A 25,521-nucleotide genomic window follows, 5' to 3' on the forward strand; every position below is an offset into this window, starting at 1 on the left:
GGCTCCGCGAGCCGCCCCCGCGGCCAGGACGCCGAGGTGCCGGCCGAGGGTCCGAGCCGCGGCTGCCGCCTCCCGGGCGGCGGCGCGCGTGTCGTCGGAACCGGGACCTGCCGATGTCGGGCTCGCAGGGGCCTCCCTGGGCGGGTTTGCCCTCTCGTGGCTCGGGCGTTCCGGGTCGAGAGAGGTCATCGGGGGCCATGGTCACGGGAAACGGGGCTCGACAGCGAGCCGCCGCACGATATCCGGTCGGTTCTAGACCATCTCGCGTGGCCAAAGCTACGCCGTTCCGGGCCGCCCGAGACGTCCCGATCCACCGGCCTCCGCGTGGCGCCCGCGTAGGTTGAAGGCCAGGATGAGCAGCAGGATTCCGAACACCATCGTGTAGCTGCCGATCCACCAGGTCAGGACGAGCGCCGACATGCCGGGATTGATGAGCAGCGCAATTCCGAACAAGATCGAGACCGCGCCTCCGAGTACCAGCCACCAGCGTCCGTAGTGGGCGTGCAGGCGGAAAGCCGCGGCGACCATCAGACCACCGGTGACGAGGGCCCAGAAGGCCACGAGGTAGACGAAGGCCCAAACGGCGGCGGCCGGCACCAGCACGGCCGCGACGCCGACCACGATGTCGAGGAGGCCTTCCAGCAAGAGAAAGCCCCAGCGCTCGTGGCGCTGCGCCGCCCGCAACGAGGCGACAACGCCGAAGACGCCGTCGACCAGCATGTAGGCGGCGAAGAACAGCACCAGCGACAGGACGAAAGCCCCCGGCGCCACGAAGGCGATCAGTCCGAACAGGATCGCCACCACGCCGCGCAGGGCCATCAGCCACCAGTTGCGGGCGAGCACCGTGCTCATCGCATCGAGTCGATCGATGCCGCCCGGACCGGCGGCACCGGGAGGGGTCAGGGGAGAACCGGCCGGCATACGCAGCTCCTACAGGTCGCGGACAAACCGGAACCCCGTGTCTGAGGAATCCCGTCCACCGAACCTGAAAACGCGCGCTGGATTTCCGACGTTCCGTCCACCTTTCGGTGGTGTCCGCAATCGTGGCCGGCACCGGGAACCTTCACCAGCGCACCTTCTTTTTGTCATCGAGGCGGGAGTTTCGGGCGGCGCGGTTTCGATCGCGCGGCCCCTGGATGCGTGCGGACGATCTGTCGATGCTTCAGGATCAGCAGACCGTGGGGCGCCAGCCCTCACGAGGCGATGGAACGCGGCCTTTCGATCCCGACGGCCGGGCGTCCGTGGCGGGAGAAGCGCCCGGGTTAATCGCGGAAACCGACGCGTCGCCCGCCCAGGGGCGGAAGCGGGACGACATCGACGACGTCCCCGGACGATCCGCGGATGACGCCACGTCTTCGGGCGATGCGCCTCCCTCGGACGCGGAGAATTCGAGCGACGATTCGGCCGGCGAGCCGAACATCCTGCGCCGGCATCCGTTCTGGGCCCTGGGCATCGCCGCGGCGGTCGTCGCCTTGGCGGCCGGGGGGTATGTCTACTGGCTGACGCGGCTGCATCCCTACGAATCCACCGACGACGCCTTCGTGGACGCCCGGCAATTCTCCATCGCCCCCAAGGTCGCCGGCTACATCGTCGACGTGCCGGTCACCGACAACCAGCATGTCGAGACCGGGGCGGTGCTGTTCCAGATCGACCGGCGAGACTACGCGGTGGCCCTGGCGCAGGCGCGCGCGCAGGTCGCCTCGGCCGAGGCCTCGATCCGGAACTTCGACGCGCAGATCGAGGGCCAGAAGGCGCAGGTCGCCGCCTCGCAGGCGGAGGTGACGCAGGCCGAGGCCTCCCTGAAATTCGCCCGCGAGGACGCGGCGCGCTACCGGGACCTCGCCGAGAAGGGCGCCGGCACGATCCAGCGCTCGCAATCCTCGTCTTCGACCCTCGATCAGCAGCAGGCCGCCTACGACCGCGCGCGGGCGAACGTCGTCGCGGCGCGCACCCAGGTCGGCGCCCTCGACGCGCAGAAGGCGGGGGCCGAGGCCAGTCTCGCCATCGGCAAAGCCCAGGTGGCGCAGGCCGAGCTCAATCTCGGCTATACCACCGTCACGGCGGCCCAGCCGGGCCGCGTGGTGCAACTGTCGGGTGCCAAGGGACAGTTCGCCCAGGCCGGGCAGACCCTGTCGACCTTCGTGCCCGACGATATCTGGGTGATCGCGAACTACAAGGAGACGCAGATCACCGACATGCGGCCGGGTCAGCACGCCGACATCGGGATCGACGCCTATCCCGAGCGCAAGATCACCGGGCACGTGGATTCCGTGCAGCCCGGCTCCGGCACGGCCTTCAGCCTGCTCCCGGCCCAGAACGCCACCGGCAACTACGTGAAGGTGGTTCAGCGCGTCCCGGTGAAGATCGTGGTCGACCAGTGGCCGACCGACGTCGCCATTGGTCCCGGCATGTCGATCGTGCCCCGCATTCATGTCCGGTGACGGGGACCGCGCTGTGAGCGCCGGAGGGGCGCAGGCGGGCGGCAGGGGGAACAGCAAGGGGAGCGGCAAGGCCGAGGAAAAGTCGGGCGCCTCGGCCAAGGCGCCCGGCGGGCACAACCCCTGGGCCATCGCCCTCGTGGTCTCCCTGGCCACGTTCATGGAGGTGCTCGACACCACCATCGCCAACGTGGCCCTGCGCTACATCTCCGGCGGCCTCGCGGTGGGGCCGGACGAAGCGGCCTGGGTGGTGACCAGCTACCTCGTCGCCAACGCCATCGTGCTCACCGCCTCGAGCTTCCTCGCCAAGCGGTTCGGCCGCAAGGCGTTCTTCATGTGGAGCATCGCGCTCTTCACCGTGGCCTCGGTGCTGTGCGGCTTCGCCTGGAACCTCGAGTCGCTGCTGGTCTTCCGCGTGCTCCAGGGGCTCGGCGGTGGCGGCATGGCGCCGCTGGCCCAGTCGATCCTGGCCGATTCGTTTCCCCCGGCAAAGCGAGGCCAGGCCTTCGCCCTCTACGGTCTCGCCGTGGTGGTGGCGCCCGTGGTCGGGCCGACGCTGGGCGGATGGCTCTCGGACAACGTCTCCTGGCACTGGTGCTTCCTCATCAACGGCCCGATCGGCCTGATCGCCCTCGGGCTGATGCACATGCTGCTGGAGGACCCGCCGGGGGCGGTGGACGAGCGTCGGCGCCTGCGCCGCGAGGGCGTGCGCTTCGACCTCGTGGGATTCCTGCTCGTCGCCACCTTCCTCGGCGCGCTCGAAGTCGTCCTGGACGAAGGCCAGCGCAAGGACTGGTTCGGCTCGAACTTCATCGTCGTGTTCGCGGTGATCTGCGCCGTCGCCTTCGTGGCGATGATTCCCTGGGAGCTGACCCGGAAGAACCCGGTGGTCGACTTGCGGCTCCTGGGCAGCCGCCAGTTCGGCTCGTGCTTCCTGGTGATGATGGCGACCGGCGCGATCCTGATCGCCACGACGCAGTTCGTGCCGCAATTGGTGCAGGAATATTACGGCTACACCGCCACGCTGGCCGGCCTCGTCCTGGCGCCGGGCGGGCTCGTCACGGTGTTCATGATGCTGGTGATCGGCCGCCTCTCGGGGAAAGTGCAGCCGAAATACCTCATCGCGCTGGGCGCCGCGATCGTCTCTGCGGCGATGTACGACCTCACGCGGCTCTACGGCGACACAAGTTTCTGGTTCTTCGCCTGGTCGCGCATCTACATCGGCATCGGCCTGCCGATGATTTTTATCTCGATCACCGCAGCATCCTACGAAGGCATCGACAAGGCGCAGACCGACCAGGCCTCGGCGCTGATCAACGTGGCCCGCAACGTCGGCGGCTCGATGGGCGTCAGTCTCGCCCAGAACGTGCTCGCCTACCGGCAGCAGTTCCACCAGAGCCGGCTCGGGGAGAGCATCTCCAGCGCGAACCCGAACTACCAGGAGACGTTGCGGGCGGCGACGCAGTATTTCCGGGCCCACGGGGCCACCGGCGTCGAGGCGCAGAACCAGGCCATCGCCTGGATCGGCCAGCAGCTCCAGACCCAGGTGGCGTACTGGGGCTACATCGATGTGTTCTGGTCGCTCTGCCTCGTCTCGGGTGCGGCGGTACCCCTCGCGATGATCCTCAGCAAGGTCAAGCTCGGCGGCGGCGCGCCCGCCGGGCACTGAGCCGGCTTCGTCCGGCCTTCCGCGACTTCACGCGCATCAGACGCCGGGCCAACCGAGTCCCCGTCCGGGGAATCGAACGGGTTGCGGCACGGATCGGAAATCCGCGAGGCGAACCGAGCACATCACTCGGCCGGGGCGAGAGCCTCGGTGACGTGAACGCGCTTACGCGCGACCTCCACCGAGACCGGCTCCGAGGCGGTCTCGATCTCGGAAAGCGTCACCTCGGTCTTCGGCTCGGGCGGCACCAGGGCGGCCACGCCCTCGTAGCGGTCGAGCCGGCGGTCGATCATGCCACCGATCTTCTCCCGCACCTCGGCGACGGTCAGGCTCCGGCGGCCCTTTCCGGCCTTCTCGGTGAACAGGCTGCGATTGGCCTTCGCCGCAGCCTTGAAGACCTGCTTGGCGACCTGGTCCGGCTTATCGGCGGTGAGCGCGAGGAAGCGACCCGCGCTCGCGGTGCCGAGAAAATGCGCGAAGTAGAGTTCGGCGGTGGAGAGGTCGCGGCCGATGCGCTGCTCGATCCGACCCTTATCGCGGTTGATGAGTTCGCCCGCCATCAAGGCGGCGACGTAGGGGTCCTGGCGAAGGCGCAGCACACGCGTGCGAGTGGCCTCGTCGGCGATCGTGATGGCGCTGCCGCGTCCCTTCACGGCCGCCGCCTCGTCGGCAAGGCCATGTCGCGCGCCGTAGCTCCGGATGAGTTCGAGCCAAGTGCCCGAAAGGAACTGGAACAGCCCTTCGGCGGACGAGGTCGCGGCCTTCACGGTGGTGGAGAAACTCGACTCCTTATCCGCGAGCGCCATCATGTAGACCGGATCGACCCCGGTCTCGGCGGCGGCGCGCAGGATCGTGTCGACGATCTCACGGGGCACGGCCATGTCGCCGAAGCGCAGGCGCTCGGTACCGGATGCGTCCCGGCTAGGGGCGAGATTGGCCAGATCGCTCTCGATCAGATCGAGGGTCGCGGGTTCCTGCTCGACGATGGGAACCCCGCGCCAGTCGCCCGCGTTGAAGGGGTCCGGTGTTTCGGTTTGCCCGCGCACCAGACTTTGCGCGGTCATCGCGCGCTCGTCGATCCGATCATGGGCCGCCGCCGCGGGAGCGAGGGCGTTTTGCGGGAGGGCGGTGCCGAAGACGGCGCCCGCAAGCAGCGTTGCGAGGGTCCGGCGCCCCAATGCGGCGAGATTCCGGCGCACCTTGCGCTCGGTCCGCGGCAGCCATGCCACGGTATGGTCTGTGTCGAAGGTCTCGTTGGGCACGAGACGGCTCACGTCGTCGGCGCAGAGCGCCGGCTCCGGGAAAACCCCCATCACTGGTCCTTGTTCGTACCGCTGCCTTCGTCGGGCGCGGCTTCGTTGTCGTTCAGCGAGGGGACGTCTCGCCGGTAGCTGTGACCAGAATGGGACAGCTCCGTGATTCAACGATGGCACGCTTAACGCGTGGTTAAGGCACTGTATTTACGGAATTTTAATCCCTCGTTCGGATGCCGTTCAGCCTGACCGCGTCAAAAAGGCGTCCTGGCCAGGGTTGGAACGCAGCCCCGGTAGCCCAGTTAGTGAGGGCTGAACGGAACAGCCCCCGGGTTGGGAAAGGCTTCCGTTCAATCCGAAGAAGGAAGCCGTTTTCCAATGAGCATGCAGACCGGTCGCCGCGTCGGCGTTGCGTTCGTTGGCATGGGTGGCGCTGTCGCCACCACCGCCATCGCAGGCATCGAGATGATTAAATCCGGATCGAACCGCCTCGATGGCCTGCCCCTCGCGGGTGTTCCCGTCGCCGGGATGGCCGATTACAAGGACCTCGTGTTCGGCGGATGGGATCTCAACGACGATGACCTCGCTTCGGCCGCCACCGGCCACGGCGTCCTCACCGCGCAGGACATCGAGAACGGCGCCCAGGTCCTGAAGGGCATCAAGCCCTGGCCGGCCGTCGGCAGCGCCAAGTTCTGTAAGAACATCGAGGGCGCCAACCGCATCGTCGCCAAGGACCACCGCGAGGCGGTCTCGGTGATTGCCAACGATCTTCGCCGGTTCAAGGCCGAGAGCAATCTCGACGAGGTCGTGGTGATCAACCTCGCCTCCACCGAGCGCTGGCCGAACCTCTCCGACCCGACCCTGAACTCGACGGCAGCCTTCGAGAAGGGCCTCGACAGCAGCGACGAGTCGATCAGCCCGGCGATGCTTTACGCCTATGCGGCGATCAAGAGCGGCGTGCCCTACGCCAACTTCACCCCCAGCGTCGCCGCCGACGTGCCGGCCCTGCTCGAACTTGCCAAGGAGATGAACGTCCCAGTAGCCGGCAAGGACGGCAAGACCGGCCAGACCATGATGAAGACGGTCCTGGCCCCGGCGCTCAAGGCCCGTGCCCTGCACGTGGACGGTTGGTTCTCCACCAACATCCTCGGCAACCGCGACGGTCTGGCGCTCAACGATAAGGACTCGCTCCAGTCGAAGCTCAACACCAAGGGCACGGTGCTCGACTCGATCCTCGGCTATCCGGTCGAGGACCACCTCGTGCACATCCACTATTACCGCCCCCGCGGTGACGACAAGGAAGCCTGGGACAACATCGACGTCAGCGGCTTCATGGGCCAGCGCATGCAGATCAAGGTCAACTTCCTCTGCAAGGACTCGATCCTGGCCGCGCCCCTCGTCATCGAGATCGCCCGCGTCCTCGAACTCGCCAAGCAGCGCGGCGACGGCGGTGTCCAGGAGCAGCTCTCGAGCTTCTTCAAGGCCCCGATGGTGAAGAACGGCCACGGCCCCGAGCACGATTTCGGCAAGCAGCAGACCATGCTGCTCGAGTGGCTCGGCGCGCACTGATGTCGACGCGGACGGAGGGCGCCGGTCCCGCGGCCCCGCTGGCGCTTCGCGCCCTCCTCGTCGAGGTCAACGACCTCAAGCGCGTGCATTCCGCAGGGCGGACCGGCTCCATCGCCGAGCGCCTTTTCGCGCAAGGCTGGGGCGCCCTCACCGGGGGCGCCGCACCGGAGGCCGTCGCCCTCGACATCACCGCCAAGGCACTGGCCGCTGCCCGCCTCTGCGACCTCGACGCGGCGTTCCTCGCTGCCGCCGGGCTCGACGAACGGGCGACGGCCGACATCCTGGTCTCCGGGTTCGACGCCGTGACCGACAGCGTCGAGCCCGGCCTGCGGGACCGCCTGCGGGCGGCCCTGCGCGCGCCGGCGAGCTTCGTGCAGGGTCCCCTGCCGGGCTTCGTCGCCGCCCTGGCGCGCCAACCACGGGCCGGCGTGACCTGCCCCGGCAAGCCCCGCATCCTGCTGGAGCCGCCTGAAAACCATGCCGAGCACTGCCTGATGGTGGCGGTCTACGGCGTCGTGTTGAGCCAGTTCTACCGGGCCGACCCGACCGTGGTCTTCCTCGCAGCAATGGCGCACCACTTCCACAACGCCGCGATGCCGGATGCCGGCTTCACCGGCGAGATGCTGCTCGGCGACCATCTGCTGCCGATCATGGCCCGCACGACGCAGTGGTCCCTCGACGAACTGGACCCGGCCCTGCGCGAGACGGTTCAGCGGGCACGCGGCGTCCTTCCGGATGACGCCACGGCGGAAGGCCGCGCCTTCCACGCGGCAGACTGCATCGACCGGGTGCTGCAGATCGCCCAGCATCTGCGGGCGGCGAGCCTGACCATGGACACCGTTCTCGACGAGATGGAACTCGTCCATGCCGGGCCGGTGAAGGGCTTCCACGACCGTGTGCTGAAGGACATGCAGATCCCGTGAAGCCTCCTCGCGACCGCACGGGCGCCCCGTCATGATTCCCTTCGATCTTCGCTCGCCGGAGACCGGCGAGCCCCTCAAGGCCGACACCCCGCACTCGCTGCGCGAGGCTCAGGGCGGCGCGCGCTGGCCGGTAATCGACGGCATCCCCTATCTGCGGACCAACCGTGCCGATCTCGTCGCGCAGACCTTGAAGCTGCTCGATGCCGGCGAGACCGACCTCGCCCTCGAAGGCCTCCTGGCCGACCAGGACGACTGGTGGACGGGCCCGCCGGCCGACCCGCTGGACCTGCACGAACTCGTGCGCGAGCGTGACCGGCGCTCGTTGCGCGATGCGGTTCGCCTTCTGGGCTGGGGCCGCGTCGGCGATTACTTCCTGCACCGCTGGACCGACCCGACCTTCCTTGCCGGGCTCACCCTCCTCGAAGCGCACTGGAACGACCCGGTCTGCGTGTTCGAGTTCGCATGCGGCATCGGCCACTACCTGCGCGAGTTTCAGACGCGTGGCATCAAGGTGGCGGGCGCCGACGTCGTCTTCGCCAAGCTCTGGGTCGCCCGGAACTGGGTGGTCGGCAAGCCGGCGCAGTTCGTCTGCTTCGATGCCAATTCGCCCCACTGGCCGATTCCCGGTGCGCCGGTCGACCTCGTCGTCTGTAACGACGCCTTCTACTTCCTCGACCGCAAGGCCGAGGTGCTGGAATGCCTGCGCCAGAATGCCGGCGACGACGGCTGGCTCGCCGTCAGTCATATCCACAACAGCGATCGGCCCGGCTTCTCGGCGGGGCGCGCCGTCTCGGCGGCCGAGATCGACGAACTCTTTCCCGACGGCCTCGTCTACGACGACGCGGACCTGACCCGGTCATTGGTGGAACGACGGGCTCCCGCCCCCCGCAAGCCGCAGGATCTGGAAGGCTGCGAGGCCTTCTCGGTGGTGGCGGGTCCCGGCATGCGCCCGGCTCCCCGCCCGGTGATCGACGGCATTACCGTGCCGCGCCCCGGGCGGACGCTCCGCCTCAATCCGCTCTACTTCGCCGAGGGGGCGGATCGCTACGCCATCCGCTGGCCCTCCGAGCGCTACGAGGCCGAATACGCGGCCCAAGCCACCTATCCGAACACCTTCACCGGGCCGGACAGCCTCGACTGGCAGGGCGAACTCGAAGCCCCCCAGGCCGACCGGGTCCGCGACCGGACCTATGTGGACCTGCCGGAGCGCTGGTGATGGCAACCCAGGACAACAGCCCCGTCGCCTGGGGTATCGTCGGCTACGGCTGGGTCGCGCGAGACTACATGGCGCCGGGCATCCGCATGGCCGGGCACCGGCTCGTGGCCGTCGCCGATCCGGGCGAAGCTTCCCGCGCCGCGGCCGAAGCCGAGGGGGCCCGCGCCTATGCGCGGCTTCAGGACCTCGTGAACGACCCGGAGGTGGAGGCGGTCTACGTCGCCACGCCGAACCACCTCCACCGGGAGGCGATCGAGGCCCTGGCCGGCTCCGGCAAGGCCATCCTGTGCGAGAAGCCCATGGCGGCCTCGCTCGACGACGCCGAGGCGATGGTGGCGGCTCTGCGCGGTGGCGACACCTTCTACGGCACCGCCTTCGACCAACGCCACCACCCGGCCCACCGAGCCGTGCGGGCCGCCATCCGGGAGGGCCGGCTCGGCACCGTGACGGCGATCCGCATCGTCTACGCCTGCTGGCTGCCGAAAGCCTGGACCTCGTTCGCTGGCCAGGACAACTGGCGCATCGACCCGGCCAAGGCCGGCGGTGGCGCCCTGATGGATCTCGCGCCCCACGGCCTCGACCTCGTCGATTTCCTCCTCGACGAATCGATTCACGACCTCGCCGCCCTGACCCAGGCCCGCGCCCAGGACTACGCCGTCGACGACGGCGCCCTCCTGATCGGGCGCACGCCCTCCGGCGTTCTCGCCAACCTGCACGTCGCCTACAATTGCCCGGACGCCCTGCCCCGCCGCCGCCTCGAAGTGACCGGTACGAAGGGTCTTCTCGCCGCCATCGACACGATGGGACAGGTGGCGGGCGGCACACTGTCGTTCACCGACGGGTCAACCGGCGCATCGGACATTCTGCCCTTCGACGGGGAAGCCTCACCCTTCCTCGAACAGGTGAAGGCCTTCGGCTCGGCCCTGCGCCGGCCGGAGGAGCGCGAGGCCTACAGCGCCACCCGCGACCTCCACACCATGCGCTTGCTGGCCCGCGCCTATGCCGCGTTGCCCTGAGGAACGGAACACCACCACCGTGAACGAGCAGGACCAGGACGACCGCGCCCGCCACAGCCGGATCAAGGCGCCGCGCGCCTACAGCTACGGCGCCCCCCGCCGGATCGAGGGCCTGCCGGCCGCTCTGCCCGAGCCGGTGCGCGCCTATCTCGACATCCTGCCGGAGGGGCGCATCGTCGGCTTCCCCCTGGCACCCCTCGACCGGACCGGCATCCCGGTCTGGTTCGTGTCGCTGTTCCTCGACGATCCGTTCTTCGTCGGCGCCATGCCGAGCGGCATCGGCTACGGCGCCACCGACGACGAGGCGATCATCGGCGCGGTGGCGGAGATCGCCGAGAACCTGATGCCGTCGCTGGCCGTGATGCCGCGCAAGAAGGAGCGCGCCAGCTACGACGACCTCGTGCGGGTCTACGGCGCCGGCGCGGTCGCCGACCCCCTCACGCTGTGCCTGCCGGCCGGCAGCCCGGTGGGGGGCGCCACCACCCTCGAATGGACGCCCACGGTCCGGGCTCGCACCGGCGAGACGGTGCTGATGCCGCTGGACATCGCCGCCACCGACTATTTCGAGCTGTCGGAGGGCTACAAGCCCTTCACCAATCTCATCACGAACGGTCTCGGCGCCGGGCCGGACGTGGCGTTCGCGCTGGGTCACGGCCTCCTCGAACTGCTGCAGCGCGACGGCAACGGCCTGCTGTTCCGCGCCCTCGACCAGGGCGTGGTGCTCGACCTCTCGGAGGGCCTCGGCCCCGAGACGCGCGGCATGCTCGACCGGCTGGACGCCCTCGGGATCAAGGCCCTGCCGAAATTCGCCACGGACCAGTTCGGCCTGACCAACCTCTACGTCGTCGGCCACGACCGCAATCTCGCCGACACGCCGGTACCGATCGCCCTCTCGGCCTGCGGCGAGGCCTGCGATCCGGACCGCGAGCGGGCCCTGCGCAAGGCGCTCCTCGAATTCCAGGCCGCCCGCGTGCGCAAGGCCTTCGGGCACGGGCCGCTGGCCTTCGCCGAGCGGGTCACCCCCCCGGGCTACGTCAAGGCCTTCATCGACAAGGCGCTGCCGAGCCTCGATCTTGAGGAGAGCCGCGCCCTGAAGGCGATGCTCGAATGGATCGTCAAGCCGCCGGAGGGCATCGCCGACGTGCTTCGCAACACCGTCTATTCCGAGCGCTCCACCAAGCGCTTCCAGGATTTGCCGACGACGGAGGCGCCGGACGGTCATGCCCGCGGCCGCATCGCCCGCGAGCGCCTGGAGGACGCCGGGTTCGACGTGCTCTACGTCGATTGCTCGCCGCCCGGCGGCGCGGTCGGCGTGGTCAAGGCGATCGTGCCGGGGCTCGAGGTGGAGACCATGAGCTATCACCGCATCGGCGCGCGCAACACGCAGAAGCTCATCGAGCGCGACCATCCGCTGATCCGCTTCGGTGAGGCCACCGACACCCTGAAGCCCGTGCGCCTGACCCCCGAGGCGATCGAGCGCTTCGGCGGCCAGCCTCTGTTCGACACCGCGCTCGCCGACCAGATCGTCGGCTCGCATTACCCGCTCTATCGCGAGCCGGAATCGCACCATGCTCCGTTCCGCCTGGAGCAGCAGGGACGCGCCGCATGAGCCTGCGCTTTGCCTACAACACGAACGGCACCGCCCATCACCGCATGGACGACGCGATCGACCTGATCGCGGAGTCCGGCTACCAGGGCGTGGCGCTGACCCTCGACATCCATCACCTCGACCCCTTCGCCGAGGCCTGGCTGCCGGAGGCGCAGCGCGTGTCGAGCCGCCTGCAGCGCCTCGGCCTCGGCTCGGTGATCGAGACCGGCGCGCGCTTCCTTCTCGACCCGAAGGCCAAGCACGAGCCGACCCTGGTGTGCGGCGACGCGACGGGGCGGGCCCGCCGCATCGGCTTCCTCAAGCGCGCCATCGACATCGGCGCGATCCTGCATTCCGAGGCGGTCTCGTTCTGGGCCGGCGTCCCCAAGGACGACATCGACCGCGACGAGGCCGGGGCCTGGCTGCGCGAGGGCCTGACGGAGGTCGTCGCCTACGCCGCCGAGCGGAACGTGGTCGCCTGCCTGGAGCCCGAGCCCGGCATGCTGATCGAGACGCTGGACGACTATGCCGCCCTCGACATCCCCGGCCTGCGGCTCGCCCTCGACACCGGCCATTGCCTCGTCACCGGCGAGCGCGATCCGGCCGCTGCGGTCGGTGAATTCGCGGACCGCCTCGGCACCGTGGCCCTGGAGGACATGGCGCGGGGCGTCCACGTCCACCTGCCCTTCGGCGAGGGCGACATGGACGTGCCCGCGGTGCTCGATGCCCTCGACGCGATCGGCTTCGAGAAACTCATCTGCGTCGAACTCTCCCGCGAGAGCCACCGCGCCGACCTGATGGTCCCGGCCTCGCTGCGATACCTGCGCGACTGCCGCAACCCGAACCCGGGAGCCTCCGCGTGAGGATCTGCTTCGTCTCGCGCCGCTACTTTCCGGCGATTTCCGGCATGAGCGTCTACGCGCAGAACCTGCTGCGCGAACTCGTCGAGGCCGGCCACGACGTCACGATGATCTCGCAGTACCGGGGCGACGCCTTCGGCACGCGGGTCTACGGCGGCGGCCCGCCGCCCGCCGTGCCCGGCGTCACCGTCATCGGCCTGGAACAGGCCGGCGAGCAGGAGAGCGGCGATTTCGAGCGCGACATCGACACGATGGTGGCGACGATCCAGGCCGAGCACGCGAAGAAACCGTTCGACATCCTGCATGCGCAGTACGGCTATCCCACCGGCTGGGCGACCCTCCTGGCCTCGCGGGCCATCGGCGTGCCGAACGTCGTCTCGATCCAAGGCGGCGACGGGCACTGGGTCGGCTCCTGCTGCGAGACGCACCGGGTCGCCATGTGCGAGGTGCTGGCCCACGCCAACGCCCTGCTGATCGGTGGCGCCTCCTTCGTCGAGGAAGTCTGCGACCGGCTCGGCTCGGACCCAGCCCGCTTCACCATCGTCCCCGGCGCCGTCGACACCACGCGCTTCACCCCCGGTCCCGGGGGCCATCCCGGCCCGGTACGGCTGTTCTATCACGGCCGCGTCGACCGCCGGAAAGGCGTGCTCGACTTCATCGACGCCCTCGCGCTGCTGCGCGCCCGCGCGATTCCGTTCGAGGCGATCATCTCGGGGATCGGGCCGGACGTGGAATCGTCGAAGGCCCGCGCGGCTGAATTGAACTTCTCCGAGGCCGAGATCCGCTTCACCGGCTACGCCGACTACGACACCGTGCCGGACCTCTACCGGGCGGCGGACGTCTTCGTGTCGCCGACCTACGCGGAGGGGTTCTCCAATACCATCCTGGAGGCGATGGCGGCCGGGCTCGCGGTGGTCTCGACTCATGCGGTCGGCGTCTCCGACTGCCTGCGCGACGGCGAGAACGGCCTCCTGGTCCAGCCCGGCGACGTGCCGGCCCTGGCCGACGCCCTCGCCCGGGTGATCACCGATGCGCCCCTCCGGCGTCGCCTCGCCGAGGACGGTCTGGCCGAATGCCGCCGGGTCTATTCCTGGGGCGCGGTGGGACGCCAGATCATGGACGTGTACGCGCGCGTGGCGAACGACGACCCGGCGACCGATTTCGCCACGACCCTGCCGCACGATCCGTCCTGCCGCTTTCGCGCCGAACCGCACCTGCTCTGAACCGATGCCCACCATCCTCGCCCTGTCGCCGCATCTCGACGACGCCGCCTTCTCCTGCGGCGGTCTGCTCCACGCCCTCGGCCGTGCGGGTTGGGACGTCGAGACCGTGACGGTGTTCACCGCCTCGGTGGCGAACCCGACCGGCTTCGCCCTCGCCTGCCAGACGGACAAGGGGCTCGGGCCGGAGATCGACTACATGGACCTGCGCCGGGCCGAGGATACGGCAGCGATCCGGGCCCTCGGACTGGCGCGCCCGCGCCACTGGCCCTTCCGCGAGGCGCCCCACCGGGGTTATGCCTCGGCCCCCGAACTGTTTCGCGACGTCCGGGCCGATGACGGAATCGTGCCCGCCCTGACCGACGCTGTCCGGGCGGTCCTCGCCGAGACGGCACCCGACCTGATCCTCGCCCCCCAGGCGATCGGCGGCCATGTCGACCATGTCCAGGTGGTCCGGGCCCTCGATGCGGCCGAGCCCGCCGCGCCGATCCTGTGGTGGCGCGACTTTCCCTACACGGTGCGCGACCAAACCCCGAAGGAGCCGCTGCGAGCGCGCTTCGCCGCGCTGCCGGAGGCGCAGATCCGTTTCGGCCCCGAGGGCCGGGAGGCCAAGGCCGAGGCCTGTGCCGCCTACGCGACGCAGCTCGGCTTCCAGTTCGGCGGCCGCGAGGGTCTCGTCCGGCGTCTGGAGCAGGAAGGGGGCCGCGAGCGCTTCCGCCGGCAAGGCGTTCTTCCCGAAAGCCTGGGGCGTCTCGTCGCCGATGCCGCCTGAGGCACCGCCCGCCGAACCGAAGAGCCTGCGCGACCCGGGCGCACTGACCGCGCGAAAGGCGCTGCTCGACAGCCCCCGCATCGCCCCGATCCGCGCCCTCGCCCGGCAGATCGCCGAGGCGCAAGGGGCCGAGGTGCCCGACCCCGACCCCCTCGACGGCGGCGTCGAGGCCCGGCTGCTGCTCCTCTTGGAGACGCCGGGGCCGAGTATCCGGGGCACAGGCTTCGTCTCGCGCGACAACCCGACCGGCACCGCCGCCAACCTGTTCCGTTTCCTAGCCGAGGCCGGAATCGCCCGCCGGGAAACCCTGATCTGGAACACGATCCCGTGGGTGATCCATGCGCCCGGCGCCCTGAACCGGGCCCCGCGCCGATCGGAGGTGAGGCGGGCCCTGCCCTGCCTCGCGCCGCTTCTCGCATGCCTGCCACGGCTCCGCGTCGTCGTGCTCTCGGGCCGGGTCGCGGGCCTTGCGCGGGACGAGCTCGTAGCGCGGCGGCCGGACCTCCCGGTGATCGCCGTCCCGCATCCGAGCCCGACCTATGTCTGCACCGCGCCGAGCGTCGCGGAGCGCATCCGCGCGGGCCTCGCGCAGGCGCAGACCTGCATCGCCGGTGGGCATCGAGCCTCCCTCGCTGGCAATTACCGCCCGATGACCCTAAATGCGGGCGACGGGCCGTGGTCCGGCACAAGCTCGGGTTGACCCCATGCCGCCGTCGCGGCCGTGCGCGGGGAGCCCAGCAGAGGCGGACGCCGACACGATGAACTTTGCGGGACAGCAGAAGCAGATCGAGACGGCCGAGGCGCTCGCGCCCGAGGCGTCCCCGATCGACGGTTCGAAACCCGAGGCGGTCCCGGCAAAATCCGGAATGCGCGGTCGTTATGCCTGGCTCGGCACCATCGCCAGCCTCGCCATCCTGGCGGGCTCGCTGTTCGTCCTGTGGAAGCTCGTCGAGACGGTCACCTGGGCCGAGATGCACGCGGCCTTCACGGGTGCTTCGGCCAAGCAGCTCGGCTTCGCCTTCCTGTTCGTCGGCGTGAGTTACCTCTTCCTCACCTGCTACGACGCCCTGGCGCTCCGGCAGCTGAAGCTGAAGGTGCCGTACCGAACCACGGCGCTCGCCTCGTTCACCAGTTACGCCGTCAGCTTCACCCTGGGTTTCCCGCTCCTGACGGCGGGGACGATCCGCTACTGGATCTACTCCAGCAAGGGTCTCGGCGCGGCCAAAATCGCCGCCCTCACGGTGATCGCCGGCTTCACCTTCTGGCTCGGCATGGGCGTCGTCCTCGGCCTCAGCCTCATCGTCGAGGCGGGACAGCTCGCCGCCCTTACCTTCACCAGCATCGCGCTGAACCAGGGGGTGGGCTTCGGCGCGCTCCTCGCCGTGGTGGCCTACCTGCTCTGGGTGTCGCTGAAGCGCCGCCACGTGCGCGTGAAGAGCTGGCGCCTCGAACTGCCCGGCGCCTCGGTCTCCTTGAGCCAGATGGTGGTGGGCATCGGCGACGTCTGCGCGGCCGCCGCCACGCTCTACGTGCTCCTGCCGGCGGGCACCTCCATCGGTTTCACGACCTTCGTGGCGATCTACGTCCTGGCGGCCATGCTGGGCATCGCGTCGAACGCACCGGGCGGCATCGGGGTGTTCGAGGCGACGATCCTGCTCGCCCTGTCGAGCCTGCCCCGCGATCAGGTGCTCGGATCGCTGCTGCTGTTCCGGGTTTGCTACTACCTCGTACCCTTTGTCATCGCCCTGGCCATGTTGACCGTGTACGAGATCGTCAAGCGCAGCCGGGGCGCCAGGACCCGCGGCGCGCCTTAACGCCGGGGGGCCGCATGGCACGGGGGGCGCGCCGATCGTCCTGGACCGCCGCAACCGTCGTGACGATCGGACTCGGGGTGTTCGCCGCCGGACGCGGCACCCTCGATGCCCCGGCGGTCGCGGCGTCCCTCGTCGTTCTCTGTCTCGGCGGCGTCATCGGCAGCCTCGGGCGCTCACGGATCGTGCGCGTCCCGGAGAGCCCCGGGGCCAACCGCCACTCCGTCGCGGAAGCCCTTCTCGCCAACATCCCCGATCCCGTGATCCTGGTCGACCGCCGCGCGGTGGTGATCGAGGTCAATCCCGCCGCCCGTGCCCTGTTGCCGGCGCTGAAGCTGCGCCATCCGCTCTCCTTCGCCCTGCGCGCGCCCGATGTCCTCGACGGGATCGAGGAGGTCCTGCGCACCGGCGCCTCGCTCAAGACGCTCTATTCCACGCGTGTCCCCACCGAGCGCGCCTTCGAGGTGCAGATCGGGGCCCTGCCGATGCCGGACGGGGTGGTGGGCGGGCAGCCCAACGTCGTGCTGTTCCTGCGCGACCTCACTTCGGCGCGGCGCCTGGAAGCGATGCGGGTCGATTTCGTCGCCAATGCCAGCCACGAGCTGCGCACGCCGTTGGCCTCGCTCCTCGGCTTCATCGAGACGTTGCAAGGCCCCGCCCGCAACGACCCGCCGGCGCGGGAGCGCTTCCTCGGCATCATGAAGGCCCAGGCGCAGCGGATGGCGCGCCTCGTCGACGACCTCCTGTCGCTGTCGCGGATCGAGTTGCGCGAGCACGTCGCGCCGACGCAGCCCGTCGACCTGACCCGGATCGCCCGCCAGATGGTGGAGACGCAAGGCCCGTTGGCCCGCGATCGCGGCGTGGTGCTGAGCCTCGCGGCGGAGGGCGCCTTCCCGATTCTCGGCGAGCGCGACGAGTTGCTGCGCGTGGTGGAGAACCTGATCGAGAACGCCGTGAGGTACGGTGGCAGCGGGGGCCGCGTCGAAGTCGCGCTCCGGCGCCACACCGATGCGGCCAGCGGGCGGACCAACGTCGAGATCGCCGTACGCGATCATGGGCCGGGGATCGCGGCCGAGCACATCCCACGCCTGACTGAACGGTTCTACCGGGTCGACGTCGCCTCGAGTCGCGACCAGGGCGGTACCGGCCTCGGGCTCGCCATCGTCAAGCACATCGTCAACCGGCACCGGGGCCGGCTGCTCATCGAGAGCGTGCTCGACGAGGGCACCACCGTGCGGGCGATCCTGCCCGAGTTCGCGCCGGCGGCGAACCCGGACGTCGTCACTCCATCGTCCTGAGGCGGCGCGTCAGCGGAACGGCGGCTCGTCGAAGCTGCGCAGCTTGCGCGAATGCAGGCCGTGACGTTCGGCCCGCAGGATGTCGAGGGCGGCCAGCCCGATGAGCAGGTGTTCGGCGACCGCGCGCTCGTAGAAGGCGTTGGCCGCACCCGGTAGCTTGATCTCGCCGTGCAGCGGCTTGTCGGAGACGCAAAGCAGGGTGCCGTAGGGAACCCGCAGGCGGTAGCCCTGGGCCGCGATGGTGCCGCTTTCCATGTCGACGCCGATGGCGCGGGAGAGGTTGATGCGCCGGCGCTCCTGGCTGAAGCGGAGTTCCCAGTTGCGGTCGTCGTAGGTGACGACCGTTCCGGTCCGGAGCCGGCGCTTGAGAGCTTCGCTCTTCTCGCCGGTGACGTGGGCGGCCGCCGCCTGGAGGGCGAGCTGGACCTCGGCGAGCGCCGGCACCGGCACGTCGGGCGGCACGAGCTCGTCGAGGATGCGGTCGCGACGCAGATAGCCGTGCGCCAGGACGTAGTCGCCGATGGTCTGCGACTGGCGCAGACCGCCGCAATGGCCGACCATGAGCCAGCAATGCGGGCGCAGGACCGCGAGGTGGTCGGTGATCGTCTTCGCGTTGGACGGGCCGACGCCGATATTGACCAGGGTGGTGCCCTGCTGGCTGCCGTCGGGACCGCGCGCTACGAGGTGGTAGGCCGGCATCTGATACTTGTGCCAGGGCGAGGCCGCGATGAGGGCCGCCGGATCGACGGAGGCGGCCTCCGACCGGGAGACCGAGATGCCGCCCGGCAGGATCATCCGCTCGAAGCCTTCGTCGCCGCGCGCCAGGCGCTCGAGGCCGTGGCGGATGAAGCCGTCGACATAGCGATGGTAGTTCGTCAGCAGGATCCAGGGCTGCACGTCGCGCCAGTCGCTGCCCGTGTAATGCACGAGGCGCCGCAGCGAGTAGTCGGTCCGGATCGCGTCGAAGAGCGCCAGCGGGCGCGGCAGGTCTGGCAAGTCCTGCCAGAGCCCGTCCGCGATCTCGTCGCCCACCACCGAGAGCAGCGGCACGGGGAAATACGTGGCGAGGTCGCGGGGCGTGACCCCGCTACGGCCGAGATCAGCGCCGGGCTCGATCACGTAGGGATAGGGAATCTCCTGGGCGCTCAAGCCCACTTCGAGGGTGGCGCCATAGTCGCGGACCAGGGGGCGCAGCTGTTCCAGCAGGTAGCCGCGGAACTGCGCCGGCTGGGTCACGGTGGTGGCGTAGCTGCCCGGGGCCTGGAACTTGGCCGTCGCCCGGGCGACCCGCGGGATCGGCCCTGTCGGCTGGTAGGTGACCCGCAACTCCGGATAGCGGAATTGCAGCCGCTCGGTGGAGTCGGGGGGCGCCCCGCCATCGAGGTAGCGGGCCAGGGCCGATTGCAGCGCCTCGATCGCGCCCGCATGCAGCGCGGCGAGGCGGTCCACGACCGTCTCGGGGTCGGAGACGGATTCCATCGGTCGCAACTCGTCGCGGATCACGGTGCCTCCTGGCCAAACCTCGGTGACGGTCTCTTACACCGCCCCGTGGCCGGACGCGAACACCGGCGAACGGCCGTTCCGACAGCCAATGCCGGTTTGTGACGCTGTCGAAGAAGGTTGTAGTTTCTCTCAATTTTTCGGCGAATTCGCCTTGTTAACCTGTACTATGCAACCTCGAAAACGCCTTGCCGTCCGTCCGGTGCCCGTGACCGGGCGGGTGGACGTAACGAGGGCAGGCATGGCGGGGGAACGCTGCGTTGATATTGACACTCGTCGGCTGCTTCAGGGCCGACAATGATCAATGGCTCGTCCTCCCGGCCGCGCTGATCTGCGCCCTGGCGGCGGGCGCGACGATCGCCCTCCTCCGCCATGCGCAGAAGACATCCGGAGCGCGGCGCCAGGGTTGGCTCGTCATCGCGGCCTTCGCGGGCGGGACCGGCATCTGGGCCACGCATTTCCTGGCGATGCTGGCCTGCGACCCGAAATACCCCGTGGGCTACGCCACCGCGCCGACGGCGCTGTCGCTGGTCTTCGCCGTCCTGCTGAGCGGCCTCGGCCTCGCGACGGCGATCGCGCGACCGGGACGGATCGCCCCCCTCCTCGGCGGCGGCATCCTCGGCCTGGGTATCGCGGCGATGCACTACACCGGGATGGCGGCCTACCAGTTCCAGGGCCACATGGCCTGGCGCGCCGACCTCGTGGTGCTCTCCGTCGTGTTCGGCACGGTCATGGCCGCCGGCGCCCTCCGGGTGGGTCTTGCCGACAACCGCGCCCGAAACCGAATCCTGGGGCCGATCCTGCTGGTCGTGGCCATCTGCGGGCACCACGTCCTCGGCCTCTCGGCCCTGACCCTGGTGCCCGATCCCCGCGTGGTCGTTCCGGCCGAGGCCGTGCCGCCCGTCTGGCTCGCCGTTCCGGTGGTCCTGGCGAGCCTGACGATCCTGCTGATGGCCTGCATCGCCATGGTCCTCGACATCCGCGAGCGCCAGCGGACGGTCTATCGGGAACGCCTCCGAAGCCTCGCCAACGCTGCCGTGGAGGGCCTGGTGATCTGCCACGGTGGGAGGATCGTCAGTGCCAACGAGAGCTTCGCGCGCCTGACCGGAACCGACGCGCGAAGCCTCACCGGGATGGAGGTGTCGCACTTCCTGCCCGACTTCGCCACCGACGACGTCCTGGCCGGTGCCCCCGAAGACGGTGTCGAGGGACTCCTGCGGTGTTCGGACGGGAGCGAACTGCCGGTCGAATTGATCGCGCGCCCGGTGGCCTACGGCCGCGCGCCGCATCTCGCGATCGCGGTGCGCGACCTGACGGCCCGTCGGCGCGCGGAGCGCCAGATCCGGTACCTGGCCGGCCACGACACCCTGACGGGCCTGTGCAATCGGCAGAACTTCCACGCCTGCCTGGATCGTGAAATCCGGCGGGCGACCGCATCGGGCACACGATTGGCCCTCCTGGCCATCAATCTCGACGGTTTCAAGCAGGTCAACGACCTGTACGGCCACGCCAACGGGGACGCGACCCTCGCGCGGGTGGCCGACTTGATCGGCGATCAACTCGGGAAGGAACAGATCGCGGCGCGGATCGGTGGCGACGAGTTCGCGGTCCTCACGCCGTGCGCCCACGGCGTCGCGGCCGGTCGCCTCGCCGAGGAGATCCGCGCCGCCCTCTACGCCGCCGATGGTCTCGCCGGGGGCGAACCCTTGCCGGAGACCTCAATCGGCATTGCGCTGTTTCCGGACGATGCGACGGATCGCAACGATCTCCTGAACGCGGCCGACGCCGCTTTGCAACTCGCCAAGACCGTGGGGCGCGGCAGCTACCGGTTCTTCGAGGCGGCGATGGGCAAGGAGGTCCGCGAGCGGCGCGTGCTGGAGAAGGCCCTGCGCCGGGCCCTCGTCCAGGGTGAACTGCGCCTCGTCTACCAGCCGCAGATCGCGATCCGAACCGGGGCGGTCACCGGCTTCGAAGTGCTGATGCGCTGGCAGCATCCCGAGCGCGGCTTCGTCTCGCCGGCCCTGTTCATCCCCATCGCGGAGGAGAGCGGGCTCATCCAGGAGATCGGCGCCTGGGCCCTGACCGAGGCCTGCCGCGAGGCGGCGAGCTGGGACGTTCCCCTCAGCGTGGCGGTCAACGTCTCCGGCGTCCAGATCCACGATCCCGCCTTCGCGCCGAGTGTCCGGGCGATCCTGTCCGCGACCGGCCTCGATCCGGCGCGCCTGGAACTCGAGATCACCGAGACGGCCCTGATCCGCGATCCCGACCGCGCCTCCACCAATCTGCGCGAACTCAAGGCGCTGGGCCTGCGCATCGCCATGGACGATTTCGGAACCGGCTACTCCTCCCTGTCCAACCTGCGCCTTTTCCCCTTCGACCAGATCAAGATCGACGGCTCCTTCGTCGCGGCAGTGGATTCCAACCCCCAGGCGGCGGCCATCGTGCGTTCGGTGCTCGGTCTCGGCGCCGGCCTCGGCCTGCCGGTCATCGCCGAGGGCGTGGAGACCGCCGCCGAACTCGCGTTCCTAGACGCCGAGAACTGTCACGCCGCGCAGGGCTACTTCATCGGCCGGCCGGGCCCGATCGCCGCCTTCGCCCGCCATACCCACCGCTTACCCGCGCCGGCCCGTGCGGGGGTCGGTTAAAGCCCGCCTTGCTCCCGGCACCGGCTTGTTCGAAACGGAGCCGCGCACGCGGGTCCTGCGCGCCAGGCAGAGGAGTTCGGGATGAGCGACGCGACGGGACACCGGCCGGGCGAGGCGGCGATCGCCCTGCCCGAGACCTACGATGCCGGGCTCTACTTCATCGGCCGCATCCGTACCCCCTGGGCGACGCGCGGCGAATGCCCGAAGAACGGTCTCAAGACCGACGCGGCCTGCACCCTCGCCGTCGACGCGCCGTTCTCCGAGGCGCTCCAGAACGTCGAGGGCGCGAGCCACCTCATCGTGCTCTACTGGATGGACGAGGCCGCCCGCGACCTCGCGCTGCAGCGTCCCCGCCATGCGGAGGGCAGCCGGGGAACCTTCTCCCTGCGCTCGCCGGTGCGGCCCAACCCCATCGCCCTGTCGGTGGTCGAGCTTCTGGAACGGGACGGGTCGACCCTGCGGGTGCGCGGCCTCGATTGCCGCGACGGAACCCCGCTCCTCGACATCAAGCCTTACTTCGCGACGACGGATTCGCGTCCAGGCGCCACGGTGGACCGCGCCGGAACGGCACCGCGCTGACGCGATACCCCCGCGCGACCTCGGCGATCAGCCCGCGTGCGCCGGCTCCTCGGCGCCGTGGATCTGCCCGTCCGCGCCGTGGACCCTGCGGGGCGTGCCCTTCGGCGGCGCCTTGATCCGGTACCAGCCGACATAGAGGGCCGGCAGGAAGAACAGCGTCAGGAAGGTGGCCGCCAGGATGCCGCCGATCATGGCGTAGGCCATCGGCCCCCAGAACACCTCGCGGGCGATGGGGATGAGGCCGAGGCTCGCGGCGGCCGCCGTGAGCAGGATCGGGCGCATGCGGTGGCAAGTGGCATCCACCACCGCGTCCCAGGGCGGCAGCCCGTCACGCTCGTACTCGTCGATCTGGGTCACCAGGATCACCGAGTTACGAACGATGATGCCGATCAGCGCCAGCACGCCCAGGATCGCCACGAAGCCCATCGGCTTGTTGAAGGCGAGCAGCGCGATGGCGACGCCGATGATTCCGAGGGGCGCCACGCTCGCCACCAGGAAGAGCTTCTGGAAGCTCTGGAGCTGGATCATCAGGAACATCGCCATGGTGAGCAGCATCACCGGCGCCACCGCCGCGATCGGTCCCTGCCCCTTGGCGCTCTCCTCCACGGCCCCGCCCACCGCCAGGACGTAGCCGTCCGGCAGGCTCTTGCTGAACGCGGTGATCTTCTCGTCGAGCTGGCTCACCACCGTGGCGGGCTGGGTGTCGTCCGAGATCGAGGCCCGCACCGTGATGGTGGGCAGGCGGTCGCGGCGCCAGACGATGGGCTGCTCGAGCTCGTAGCCGATGGTGGCGAAGGCCAGCAGCGGAACGACGCTGCCGTTGGCCAGCGGCACCTGCAGGCTCTGGAGCGTGTCGAGGGAGTTGCGCTCCACGGCCTGCGCGCGGGCGACCACGTTGACGAGGTAGATCGAATCCCGGACCTGGGTGATCGCCCGGCCGCCCACGATGCCGTTGAGCAGGCCCGCGATGTCCTCCGAGGTCACGCCGAGCTGGCGTGCCTTGTCCTGGATGATGTCGACCTTGAGCACCTTGCCGGGCTCGTTCCAGTCGAAGGTCGGCACGTCTAGATGCGGGTTGGCGCCGACGATGTTGCCGAGGGCGAGCGCGTAGGCCCGCAGGGTCTGCAGGTCGGGACCGCTGAGGCGGTACTGCACCGGGCGCCCGACCGGCGGTCCGAGGTCGAGGGAGTGGATCAGGAAGTCGGTGCCGACGAATTTTTCGCGCGCGAGCTTGTCGAGCTTCAGCTTCATGCGCTCGCGCGCCTCGATCGACTTCGTCTCGATGACGATCTGACCGAAGAACGCGTTGCCGAGCTGCTGGTCGAGGGGCAGGTAGAAGCGCACCGCGCCCTGGCCCACGTAGGAGGACCAGCGCACGATCTCGGGGTCGCCCACCAGGGTCGCCTCGAAACGGTCCATCTGGCCCTTGGTCTCAGCGATGCTGGCGTTCTGCGGCAGCGTCATGTCGACGAGGAGTTCGGGCCGGTCGGAGGCCGGGAAGAACTGCTGCTGGACGAAGCCCATGCCGACGATCGCCGCGCCGAGCATGCCCACGCAGACGATCACGGTGGTCCAGCGCCAGCGCATGGCGCCCAGCAGCATCCCGGTGAAGATCCGCATCGACCGGCTCGGGGCGTCGTGGTCCTTGTGCTTCATCTGCTTCGGCAGGAGCTTCACGCCGATGAGGGGCGCGAACAGAACGGCCACCACCCAGGAGACGAGGAGGGACGCCGCGATGACGACGAAGAGCGAGTAGGTGTACTCGCCCGCCGACGAGCCGTTGAAACCGATGGGCAGGAAGCCCGCCACGGTCACCAGGGTGCCGGTGAGCATCGGGAAGGCGGTGGAGGTGTAGGCGAAGGTCGCGGCCTTCTTCAGGCTGTCGCCGACTTCCAGGCGCGCCACCATCATCTCGACGGTGATCATCGCGTCGTCGACGAGGAGGCCGAGGGCGATGATCAGCGCGCCGAGCGAAATGCGCTGCAGCGTCACGCCCATGATCTGCATGATCACGAACACGATGGCGAGCACGAGCGGGATCGACAGCGAGACCACGAGGCCGGCGCGCCAGCCCAGCGAGATGAAGCTCACCGCCAGCACGATCACCACGGCCTCGACGAGCGCCTTGGTGAAGCCGCCCACCGCTTCCTCGACGATTTTGGGCTGGTCCGAGACGAGGTGGATGCCGACGCCCACCGGCAGTTCGCCCTCGAGCTTGGCCATCCGCGCCTTCAGATCGTGGCCGAAGGTGAGCAGGTTGCCCGAGGGCTGCATCGCGATGGCGAGGCCGATCGCCGGCTGGCCGTTGAAGCGGAACAGGTCGGTGGGCGGATCGGTGAAGCCGCGGGAGATCTCGGCGACGTCGGAGAGGCGGAAGAAGCGGTCGTTCACCCGCAGGTTCACGGCGCGCAGGCTCTCCTCGTTGACGAACTGGCCGCCGACCCGGACGGAGACCCGCTCGGGCCCGGCCTGGATCACGCCGGAGGGCGCGATGGCGTTCTGCGACTGCAGGGTCTTGATCACCGAGTTGGTGTCGAGGCCGAGGCCGGCGAGCTTGCGTGTGGAGAAGTCGAGGTAGATCACCTCGTCCTGCGCACCGAGGAGCTGCATCTTGCCCGCAGACGGCACCTTCTTCACCTCGGCGCGGACGCGCTCGACGTAGTCCCGCAGTTGGCGCGGGGTCACGCCGTCGGCCGTGAAGGCGTAGACGTTGCCGAACACGTCACCGAACTCGTCGTTGAAGAACGGCCCCTGAATCCCCTGCGGGAAGGTGTTCTGGATGTCGCCGATGCGCTTGCGCACCTGGTAGAAGATCGCCGGAATGGTCTTGGGCGGCGTCGTCTCGCGGAGTTGCACGAACACCGTGGCCTGGCCCGGCGTGGTGTAGCTGCGGCTGAAATCGACGGCATCGATCTGCTGCACCTCCTTCTCGATCCGTTCGGTGACCTGATCGAGGGTGTCGCCGATGGTGGCGCCGGGCCAGCGCGCCTGCACGATCATGGTCTTGATCGCGAAGGGCGGGTCCTCCTCGCGACCGAGGCGCTCGTAGGCCAGGAAACCGGCCACCACCGAGATCAGCATCAGGAACCAGACGAAGGAACGGTGCTCCAGCGCCCATTCGGAGAGATTGAAGTTCTTCAAGGGATTGCTCTCGCCTCACCGGGGTG

19 protein-coding genes are annotated in these 25,521 nt (G+C 69.5%); 15 read left to right on the forward strand and 4 right to left on the reverse strand.

Annotated elements, in window-relative coordinates:
• Positions 1–276 precede the first annotated feature (276 nt).
• Positions 277–921, reverse strand: a complete 645-nt coding sequence (locus K2X24_RS14565) for an HdeD family acid-resistance protein (RefSeq protein WP_292499098.1) — start codon at positions 919–921, stop codon at positions 277–279.
• A gap of 320 nt (positions 922–1,241) precedes the next feature.
• Between K2X24_RS14565 and K2X24_RS14570 the strand changes: the two genes are divergently transcribed.
• Positions 1,242–2,441 carry an HlyD family secretion protein gene (locus K2X24_RS14570; protein WP_292499099.1) on the forward strand — a complete coding sequence of 400 codons (1,200 nt, stop codon included), beginning with the start codon at positions 1,242–1,244 and terminating at the stop codon, positions 2,439–2,441.
• 136 nt (positions 2,442–2,577) lie between these two features.
• Positions 2,578–4,107 (forward strand): DHA2 family efflux MFS transporter permease subunit, encoded by a 1,530-nt coding sequence (locus K2X24_RS14575; RefSeq protein ID WP_292499133.1) that lies wholly within the window; start codon positions 2,578–2,580, stop codon positions 4,105–4,107.
• A gap of 122 nt (positions 4,108–4,229) precedes the next feature.
• Here K2X24_RS14575 and K2X24_RS14580 read toward each other — a convergent pair whose 3' ends face one another.
• Entirely contained in the window at positions 4,230–5,417 is a 1,188-nt protein-coding gene (locus K2X24_RS14580; RefSeq protein ID WP_292499100.1) for a lytic transglycosylase domain-containing protein, read from the reverse strand.
• Between the two features lie 318 nt (positions 5,418–5,735).
• Between K2X24_RS14580 and K2X24_RS14585 the strand changes: the two genes are divergently transcribed.
• Genes K2X24_RS14585 through K2X24_RS14635 form a run of 11 tightly spaced genes read left to right on the forward strand, consistent with a single transcriptional unit; the run spans position 5,736 to position 17,630 of the window.
• The gene (locus K2X24_RS14585; RefSeq protein WP_243914969.1) at positions 5,736–6,926 is read left to right on the forward strand and encodes an inositol-3-phosphate synthase; all 1,191 of its coding nucleotides are present in this window, start codon (positions 5,736–5,738) and stop codon (positions 6,924–6,926) included.
• Complete coding sequence (locus K2X24_RS14590; protein WP_292499101.1) at positions 6,926–7,849, forward strand: hypothetical protein; 924 nt, start codon at positions 6,926–6,928, stop codon at positions 7,847–7,849. The genes K2X24_RS14585 and K2X24_RS14590 overlap by 1 nt, the downstream gene beginning before the upstream one ends.
• A 31-nt stretch (positions 7,850–7,880) precedes the next feature.
• Positions 7,881–9,065 (forward strand): methyltransferase domain-containing protein, encoded by a 1,185-nt coding sequence (locus K2X24_RS14595; RefSeq protein ID WP_292499102.1) that lies wholly within the window; start codon positions 7,881–7,883, stop codon positions 9,063–9,065.
• The gene (locus K2X24_RS14600; protein WP_292499103.1) at positions 9,065–10,081 is read left to right on the forward strand and encodes a Gfo/Idh/MocA family oxidoreductase; all 1,017 of its coding nucleotides are present in this window, start codon (positions 9,065–9,067) and stop codon (positions 10,079–10,081) included. Before K2X24_RS14595 ends, K2X24_RS14600 begins: the two co-directional genes overlap by 1 nt.
• On the forward strand, positions 10,065–11,690 hold the full coding sequence (locus K2X24_RS14605) for a YcaO-like family protein (RefSeq protein ID WP_292499104.1): 1,626 nt from the start codon (positions 10,065–10,067) through the stop codon (positions 11,688–11,690). The genes K2X24_RS14600 and K2X24_RS14605 overlap by 17 nt, the downstream gene beginning before the upstream one ends.
• Positions 11,687–12,532 (forward strand): sugar phosphate isomerase/epimerase, encoded by an 846-nt coding sequence (locus tag K2X24_RS14610; RefSeq protein ID WP_292499105.1) that lies wholly within the window; start codon positions 11,687–11,689, stop codon positions 12,530–12,532. Before K2X24_RS14605 ends, K2X24_RS14610 begins: the two co-directional genes overlap by 4 nt.
• Positions 12,529–13,752 (forward strand): glycosyltransferase family 4 protein, encoded by a 1,224-nt coding sequence (locus tag K2X24_RS14615; RefSeq protein WP_292499106.1) that lies wholly within the window; start codon positions 12,529–12,531, stop codon positions 13,750–13,752. Before K2X24_RS14610 ends, K2X24_RS14615 begins: the two co-directional genes overlap by 4 nt.
• 4 nt (positions 13,753–13,756) lie before the next feature.
• Positions 13,757–14,521, forward strand: coding sequence for a PIG-L family deacetylase (locus K2X24_RS14620; protein WP_292499107.1), 765 nt, complete (start codon positions 13,757–13,759; stop codon positions 14,519–14,521).
• A complete protein-coding gene (locus K2X24_RS14625; protein ID WP_292499108.1) occupies positions 14,511–15,221 on the forward strand; it encodes a uracil-DNA glycosylase in 711 nt (236 codons plus the stop codon). The genes K2X24_RS14620 and K2X24_RS14625 overlap by 11 nt, the downstream gene beginning before the upstream one ends.
• 58 nt (positions 15,222–15,279) lie before the next feature.
• The gene (locus K2X24_RS14630) at positions 15,280–16,335 is read left to right on the forward strand and encodes a lysylphosphatidylglycerol synthase domain-containing protein (protein ID WP_292499109.1); all 1,056 of its coding nucleotides are present in this window, start codon (positions 15,280–15,282) and stop codon (positions 16,333–16,335) included.
• Positions 16,336–16,349: 14 nt separating this feature from the next.
• Positions 16,350–17,630: an ATP-binding protein gene (locus K2X24_RS14635; RefSeq protein ID WP_292499110.1), complete on the forward strand. Its 1,281-nt coding sequence runs from the start codon at positions 16,350–16,352 to the stop codon at positions 17,628–17,630.
• Positions 17,631–17,639: 9 nt separating this feature from the next.
• Here the strand turns inward: K2X24_RS14635 and K2X24_RS14640 are convergent, their stop codons facing one another.
• On the reverse strand, positions 17,640–19,133 hold the full coding sequence (locus tag K2X24_RS14640; RefSeq protein ID WP_366934504.1) for an AMP nucleosidase: 1,494 nt from the start codon (positions 19,131–19,133) through the stop codon (positions 17,640–17,642).
• 257 nt (positions 19,134–19,390) lie between these two features.
• On the opposite strand from K2X24_RS14640, the gene K2X24_RS14645 reads away from it, so the two are divergent.
• Positions 19,391–21,775 carry an EAL domain-containing protein gene (locus K2X24_RS14645; RefSeq protein ID WP_366934505.1) on the forward strand — a complete coding sequence of 795 codons (2,385 nt, stop codon included), beginning with the start codon at positions 19,391–19,393 and terminating at the stop codon, positions 21,773–21,775.
• An 81-nt stretch (positions 21,776–21,856) separates the two neighbouring features.
• Positions 21,857–22,354 (forward strand): tRNA (N6-threonylcarbamoyladenosine(37)-N6)-methyltransferase TrmO, encoded by a 498-nt coding sequence (gene tsaA, locus K2X24_RS14650; RefSeq protein ID WP_292499112.1) that lies wholly within the window; start codon positions 21,857–21,859, stop codon positions 22,352–22,354.
• A 27-nt stretch (positions 22,355–22,381) separates the two neighbouring features.
• Here tsaA and K2X24_RS14655 read toward each other — a convergent pair whose 3' ends face one another.
• On the reverse strand, positions 22,382–25,495 hold the full coding sequence (locus tag K2X24_RS14655; RefSeq protein ID WP_292499113.1) for an efflux RND transporter permease subunit: 3,114 nt from the start codon (positions 25,493–25,495) through the stop codon (positions 22,382–22,384).
• Positions 25,496–25,521: the final 26 nt, after the last annotated feature.

The organism is Methylobacterium sp., from assembly GCF_019750675.1.
In the GTDB taxonomy this organism is placed as follows: domain Bacteria; phylum Pseudomonadota; class Alphaproteobacteria; order Rhizobiales; family Beijerinckiaceae; genus Methylobacterium.

Excerpts from the sequence above, each read along its gene's own strand:
- K2X24_RS14590 (WP_292499101.1), top strand. The coding sequence starts at position 6,926 with ATGTCGACGCGGACGGAGGGCGCCGGTCCCGCGGCCCCGCTGGCGCTT.
- K2X24_RS14635 (WP_292499110.1), top strand. The coding sequence starts at position 16,350 with ATGGCACGGGGGGCGCGCCGATCGTCCTGGACCGCCGCAACCGTCGTG.
- tsaA (WP_292499112.1), top strand. The coding sequence starts at position 21,857 with ATGAGCGACGCGACGGGACACCGGCCGGGCGAGGCGGCGATCGCCCTG.
- K2X24_RS14600 (WP_292499103.1), top strand. The coding sequence starts at position 9,065 with ATGGCAACCCAGGACAACAGCCCCGTCGCCTGGGGTATCGTCGGCTAC.
- K2X24_RS14610 (WP_292499105.1), top strand. The coding sequence starts at position 11,687 with ATGAGCCTGCGCTTTGCCTACAACACGAACGGCACCGCCCATCACCGC.
- K2X24_RS14565 (WP_292499098.1), bottom strand. The coding sequence starts at position 921 with ATGCCGGCCGGTTCTCCCCTGACCCCTCCCGGTGCCGCCGGTCCGGGC.
- K2X24_RS14620 (WP_292499107.1), top strand. The coding sequence starts at position 13,757 with ATGCCCACCATCCTCGCCCTGTCGCCGCATCTCGACGACGCCGCCTTC.
- K2X24_RS14605 (WP_292499104.1), top strand. The coding sequence starts at position 10,065 with ATGCCGCGTTGCCCTGAGGAACGGAACACCACCACCGTGAACGAGCAG.
- K2X24_RS14580 (WP_292499100.1), bottom strand. The coding sequence starts at position 5,417 with ATGGGGGTTTTCCCGGAGCCGGCGCTCTGCGCCGACGACGTGAGCCGT.
- K2X24_RS14585 (WP_243914969.1), top strand. The coding sequence starts at position 5,736 with ATGAGCATGCAGACCGGTCGCCGCGTCGGCGTTGCGTTCGTTGGCATG.
- K2X24_RS14630 (WP_292499109.1), top strand. The coding sequence starts at position 15,280 with ATGAACTTTGCGGGACAGCAGAAGCAGATCGAGACGGCCGAGGCGCTC.
- K2X24_RS14625 (WP_292499108.1), top strand. The coding sequence starts at position 14,511 with ATGCCGCCTGAGGCACCGCCCGCCGAACCGAAGAGCCTGCGCGACCCG.
- K2X24_RS14595 (WP_292499102.1), top strand. The coding sequence starts at position 7,881 with ATGATTCCCTTCGATCTTCGCTCGCCGGAGACCGGCGAGCCCCTCAAG.